Consider the following 5,739-nt stretch of genomic DNA (forward strand, 5'->3'; position numbering starts at 1 on the left):
GCCCCGAAAGTGCGGAGCCGCCGACCCTCCAGTCGGCAGCCAGATCTTTTCATTTCACACCCTTCCTTGTCTTGACTACATGTATTCAAGACTATACAACCAGCCATGACCTTGGCTTCCAGCCCGCAGCTTCCGGTGCGGCCAATCCCTCGGATCGCTGCGGCGGCGGCGCGTGAGCGACTGGCTGGCTTCCCGATTCTGACCATCACCGGTCCCCGTCAGTCCGGCAAGACCACGCTTTCCCGCCTGCTCGCGCCGGAGCTTCCCTACCTCTCGCTGGAGGATCCGGACACCCGCGCCTTCGCCACCGAAGATCCACGGGCCTTTCTCCGTCAGGTGGGCGATGGAGCCATCCTTGATGAGGTCCAGCGTGCGCCGGAACTTTTTTCCTACCTCCAGGCCGTCGTCGATGCCGACCGCCGGATGGGGCGCTTCATTCTGACCGGATCGAGTCAGTTTGAGCTGATCGGCTCGATTACCCAAAGCCTCGCCGGACGGGCGTCGCTGCTGCACTTGCTGCCATTTTCCTATGCAGAACTCCAAGCAGCGGGACGCGCGCCGACTTCGGTAAACGCCCTGCTCCACGCCGGTTTTTTTCCGCCGATCCATGACCGGCGGGTCGATCCCACCGTCTGGCTCCAGGATTACCTCAGCACTTACTTGGAGCGGGATGTACGGCAAATCCTCAACATTCAGGATCTCGCCACTTTTCAGCGCTTCATCCAGCTCTGTGCCGGGCGGATCGGCCAGCTTCTCAACATCACCTCGCTCGCGGCGGACACCGGCATCACCCGCGTCACCGCCGAGTCTTGGCTCTCCGTGCTCCAAGCCAGCCACTTGGTGTTTCTGGTGCGCCCTTGGTTCTCCAACCTCAACAAGCGACTCGTCAAGTCGCCCAAGCTCTACTTCTGCGATCCCGGGCTCGCTGCCTGGTTCGTCGGCGTGCGCACCCCCGCACACATCAGCGCCCACCCCCAACGCGGTGCCTTGTTTGAAAACTGGATCATGACCGAGCTCCTCAAGGCGCAGACCAATCACGGTCTCAAACCCACCCTCCACTTCCTCCGTGACAAAGAAGGCCACGAAATCGACGCCCTCATCGAAACCGGACCGGATACCTTCCACGCCGTGGAAATCAAATCCGGCGAGACCATTGCCTCCGACTTCTTTTCCGGTCTCGACTACTGGCGCGCCAAGCTCACCCGCCAAACCATCACCCCTTGGCTCATCCACGGCGGCACCGCCCTCCAGCAGCGGGAGAAAGCCACCGTCCTGCCGTGGAATGATCTTTCCCAGCTCATCGAAAAAATCGCCTTATAAAGAAAGGATGAAGGAGCGTAGGGAAGTGGTGTGTTCTGTCGAGATTTGCACACTGGTACCATTTCCCTTGGCTGGCCGCCGAAGCGTGCATGAAACCGCCTGTCTAACGCATGAATGTCAGCCCAATTTGAGTGGCTCCCAGCCTTTGCGGTAGGTTTTGTTGAGGTAGCGGTTGGCTTCCTCGCTGTTGGTGAACTTCATCTTGGCGGCATCATAATTGAGTTTCTCGCCGATTTTGCCGACGCGCAGGGCGATGTTTCCTAGCAGAATGGCCTCCGTGAAAGGAGCGGCATAGGTGAAGTTCGAGCCCGGATGCTTCCAGTCTTTCTCGCCGACGCAGGCGCGGCGCCACTCGGCATATTGGCCGTAGTCGCCCTGGCCATCGGGATTGCGCTCGAGGAGTTGTGGCGGTTTGCCCACGGCCGCTTCACCCGGGCCGATGACGATGCGCGGGCTGTCGCCATAGTCGCCCTGGATGAGCAGATCCGCCTTGGAGCCGAAATAGACGTTGCCGCTTTCCGGCATTTTGCGGGATGCCTCCAATTTTTCCGGCCGGCGGACGCGTTCTAGGGCGGGCACTTCCTTGCCGTCCTTGAGCAGTTTTCCTTCGTACCAATAGATGGTGAGTTCCGGACGGGGTTTGCCGTTGGGCAGCTTGCCGGCGGGGAAGACCCAGCGGAAGATGGCGCCGGAGGGGAACATGTCGGCGCCGTGCTGATAGATCTCGAGCACTTCGACGCTCTTGGGCACGCCGGGATTCATCGACCAGAAAATGCTGTCCATGGTGTGGCAGGCCATGTCGGCCAGGGCGCCACCGCCGAAGTCATAAAAGCCGCGCCATTTGAAGTCATGGTAAACCCCGTTCTTGTAGGGCCGCACGGGGGCCGGGCCAAGCCACAAGTCCCAGTTGACGTTGGCGGGCACCGGGTCTTCACCGACCGGGCGGGGCCCGCCCTGGGGCCAGATCGGGCGGTTGGTGACGCAGTGGATTTCCGCCACATCGCCGAGAAAGCCGCCGTTGACGTATTCATAGATCATGCGGTTGCCTTCGCCGGAGTGCCCCTGGTTGCCCATTTGGGTGGCCACCTTGTGTTTTTGCACGCCCAGATTCAACTGGCGGGCCTCCCAGACCGTGTGGACGAGCGGCTTCTGGGTGTAGCAATGCTTGCCAGCCGCCATCGCCAGCGCGGTGGGTTGATAGTGGCTGTGGTCCGGTGTCGCCACCATGACCGCATCGAAATTCTTGATCTCCTTGTCAAACAGCTCGCGGTAGTCCTGATAGAACTTGGAACCCGGCCAGGTGCCCGGGGCCATGCCCTGGCGGTTGGCGTCGACATCGCAGTGGGCGACGACGATATCGCCTGCCTTCTGCACGCATTGGAGGTGAGCTCCGCCCTTGCCGCCTGAGCCGATGATGGCCAGGCGGAGTTTGTCGCCCTTGTTCTGGGCGTGCAGGATGTTGAAGCCTAACTGGCTGGACAGGACGACTCCGGTCGAGGTTTTAAGAAACGACCTTCTGCTGATTTGGGGATTCATATTCGGATTGTTGCACTTTTTCGTGGTCGGAAAGCTACGGTCGGAAAAGCGTTCTTTTTCAAAATGCAGGAAATTGCTTTCGCGCCCGCCGCACTGGAAACGGTCAAAACGGGGACCGACGTCGGGGAGTGAGGAGGTTTTGACTTCACGATGGCGGGCGCGGCCTGTGGCACGGCGGCGCGGATGTTGAATGCGGCAGCGGCGAACGCGAGAAGGAGGCAGCAGCTTGATGGCTTATTCCGTCCTAATTTCAATGTCCTTGAACCACACCTCGCAGTCCTGGCCCCCATGAACCTGAAGCGCGAACTTGCCCTCACGCCGGCCGGGGTCGTCGTTCAACTCGGCGCTCTTGATTCCGTTGACGTGAACGACAATGTGGCCGCCACGTGCGCTCACCGTCATTTCGTTCCACTGGCCCGGCTTGAACCAGCGCTTCACATCCTCGGGTTTCGGCTGGCTGACCCATGAGCGACCGTTGGTTTCGTAGAGTCCTCCTGCATCATTGTCCGGATCGATCTCGGCCTGAAAGCCGGTGACGCCGCTGAATCCCTTTTCCTCAATACGGAAGTAGAGTCCGCTGTTGCCCTTCACCGCCTTGTATTTCAGGCGCACGGTGAAGTCGCGGTGAGTCTTGTCGGTGACGAGGTGACCAAAGTCATTTTCCTCCTTCGCGTGCGAGCCACGAATCGCGCCGTCGATGATTGTCCAATCGCCTTTGCCGACGACGTGCCAGCCGTTGAGGGTCTTGCCGTCCCAGAGCGGCATCCAGTTATCCTCGGCGCGAGTGGAAACGCCGAGGACGATGAAGGAGAGAGCGGTGAAGAAAATTCGTGGTGCGTTCATAACTGCTGGGAAATTCGACTGCTAGAAGTTTGCTTTCTGCGGGAGGCCCCTGAAAGAGCCATTGGGTCGGACCGGCCTGCCTGTCGTAGCCTTCTTGGCCTTCGTAGCTTCAGCGAAGTAGGCGGCGTAGACTGGAGGGCGGGAAAATGGGGGTTATGCGGTTGGCATCGTCCGCTCCGCCGGCCGCGGGCCGCAGCCGTTCGACCACCGGCGAGACGGGCAGGGCCACTCCACCGTGCCGGTAGCCCGCCATGGAAAAATCCGGGATTTCGTTGCCGAACGCGTCCGGACCGGGTCCGGCGGCCGCGGCCGCCGCGACGCCGGAGAGACTGGCAATCAGCAGCTGGGGAAGGAGGATCTTCATTGCGGGCGGTCCAACGGAAGTCCCATGACACGGCCGTGGCGCTGCGATGGAACGCGGGACGGGCTAGAGCGCGCCGCCGTTTGGCGCGGCGGGTTTGGCCGCGGGCTTGCCACGGTTCCAAACCTTGTCCTTGAGCCCGAGAAGGCGCAATTCTTTCGGAGCCAGGGCGGGCAGGCTGTTGGACGGTTTGTCCAGATAGAAGTAGGCGGTGGCGCAAACATCGTCGCTGCGGTAGATGTGGACGCCGGTCTTGGGGAAATTCGCATCGGTGACTTTCAGGTTGGCGTGCTCGTCGAGAAGACGCCCCTGAATGGCGCGGCCGTTTTCCCTACCAAGAAACCAAACCGGCTTGAGCGGCACGCCCGCGGCAATCATCTCGCGCACTTTTTCCATCGACTGATTGCCCATTTGTTGGAGCGTCACCTTGCAATCCGCATGGAAATAGACCGGATCGTCGATGTGGTAGCGGTAGAAGGCATACACATCGTGCTGCTGATCGGCCACCAGCGAGCCGGACTGGCGGCACACGAACTCACCCTGCCCCCAGCCGCTGCCAATGTAATCCTCGGTGCCCGTGCCGACCAGCGTGGGAGTGTCGGTGTCGCCGTCGAGATAGACTTTCACCTCGCCCTCGCCAAACCAGGTGCCGCGGTAGGCGGGATTCCCAATGACGCCGATGTTGGCGCCGAGATAGCGCCCCTTGCCCTCCACCTTGGGAAGCAGCACAAAGTCCTCGCCGACGGTGGTGGCGGGCACGCGGTTCCAGCAGGCATGGAAATAGAGCGCGTCAGTGGCGGGCTTTTCGACGACGAGCGCGTTGATATCATACCACAGCCACACTTCCCTTGCCGATTCATTGGTCACCGTGATGGAGGCGGATGTCCGGTAGGGCATGGGGATGGTGAAGACGAAGGATCGCGCTTCCGGGCTGGAGAACAACGCGTTGTCGTAGCGGGCGGTTAGACCGTGGGCGATGCCGAAGAAGTCGCCGATGGGCGCGGATACGGCGGGCGTGGGAGCGCCGTCCCATGTCATGTCGATCCGGACGGCGCGGAGTTGTTCGGGGTCTTTGGCGATCGAACCGCTGAACCACATGCGCCGGATGATGCCCGCGCCCTGCGCGGCATAGATCGCCTTGGTCTCGCCGGGCTGGATGACATGGAACGCGTTGCCCTTGGCGCCTTTGTTGGTTAGAGATCCCTTCCCCTTTTCGCCGGTGGGGTTTTCCGGGCTCACCCAGCGCGTGTGGGTGCCGGCCTCCGGCGCGCGGCAGAGGTCGGGCGTGGTTTGGGCGGACACCCATCCGGCAATGATCGGCGCAAGGGAGGGAATGAGATACAATGGATTCAAATAATGACGCATTCCGCGCATACGGGTTCGGGAGGGGGGCTCTTTCGGCAGCGTTAAAGACCAAGAAATCCGGGGGGCAGCCGTTTGACTGGTATGGGAAGCTGAATTTCGTCCATCAGTTGTTTTCTCGCCGGCTCTCATTTCCCGAGCGCGCGGAAAATCAGGGGCTCGAGGAAATGGAACAGGAACACCACCGCCAGACCGCAGGTGAAGGGGGTAGATTGCTAGGAAATTGCTTTTGGGGTGAAGGCCGTTGAAAGAGCGGGTGGCCGGACCGGAGGCGGGGAAAAAGGGGGTTGAACGCCGTCCGGCATGACCGGACGGCG

The 5,739-nt window shown here is 61.2% G+C and carries 5 protein-coding genes; 1 reads left to right on the top strand and 4 read right to left on the bottom strand.

Annotation, left to right across the window (positions count from 1 at the left end):
* Nucleotides 1-105: 105 nt before the first annotated feature.
* Nucleotides 106-1,320: an ATP-binding protein gene (locus AC4DF4_RS17620; RefSeq protein WP_490049416.1), complete on the top strand. Its 1,215-nt coding sequence runs from the start codon at nt 106-108 to the stop codon at nt 1,318-1,320.
* Nucleotides 1,321-1,437: 117 nt separating this feature from the next.
* On the opposite strand, the gene AC4DF4_RS17625 is transcribed toward AC4DF4_RS17620, so the two are convergent.
* From AC4DF4_RS17625 to AC4DF4_RS17640, 4 genes are all read right to left on the bottom strand, one after another.
* Complete coding sequence (locus AC4DF4_RS17625) at nt 1,438-2,856, bottom strand: Gfo/Idh/MocA family oxidoreductase (RefSeq protein WP_490049417.1); 1,419 nt, start codon at nt 2,854-2,856, stop codon at nt 1,438-1,440.
* A 234-nt stretch (nt 2,857-3,090) separates the two neighbouring features.
* Nucleotides 3,091-3,699, bottom strand: coding sequence for a 3-keto-disaccharide hydrolase (locus AC4DF4_RS17630; protein WP_490049418.1), 609 nt, complete (start codon nt 3,697-3,699; stop codon nt 3,091-3,093).
* Between the two features lie 109 nt (nt 3,700-3,808).
* Nucleotides 3,809-4,063 (bottom strand): hypothetical protein, encoded by a 255-nt coding sequence (locus AC4DF4_RS17635; RefSeq protein WP_490049419.1) that lies wholly within the window; start codon nt 4,061-4,063, stop codon nt 3,809-3,811.
* A 63-nt stretch (nt 4,064-4,126) separates the two neighbouring features.
* Nucleotides 4,127-5,362: a glycoside hydrolase family 172 protein gene (locus AC4DF4_RS17640; protein WP_490049420.1), complete on the bottom strand. Its 1,236-nt coding sequence runs from the start codon at nt 5,360-5,362 to the stop codon at nt 4,127-4,129.
* Nucleotides 5,363-5,739 lie beyond the last annotated feature (377 nt).

The organism is Luteolibacter sp. (assembly GCF_058122085.1).

Excerpts from the sequence above, each read along its gene's own strand:
- AC4DF4_RS17620 (WP_490049416.1), top strand. The coding sequence starts at position 106 with ATGACCTTGGCTTCCAGCCCGCAGCTTCCGGTGCGGCCAATCCCTCGG.
- AC4DF4_RS17625 (WP_490049417.1), bottom strand. The coding sequence starts at position 2,856 with ATGAATCCCCAAATCAGCAGAAGGTCGTTTCTTAAAACCTCGACCGGA.
- AC4DF4_RS17630 (WP_490049418.1), bottom strand. The coding sequence starts at position 3,699 with ATGAACGCACCACGAATTTTCTTCACCGCTCTCTCCTTCATCGTCCTC.
- AC4DF4_RS17635 (WP_490049419.1), bottom strand. The coding sequence starts at position 4,063 with ATGAAGATCCTCCTTCCCCAGCTGCTGATTGCCAGTCTCTCCGGCGTC.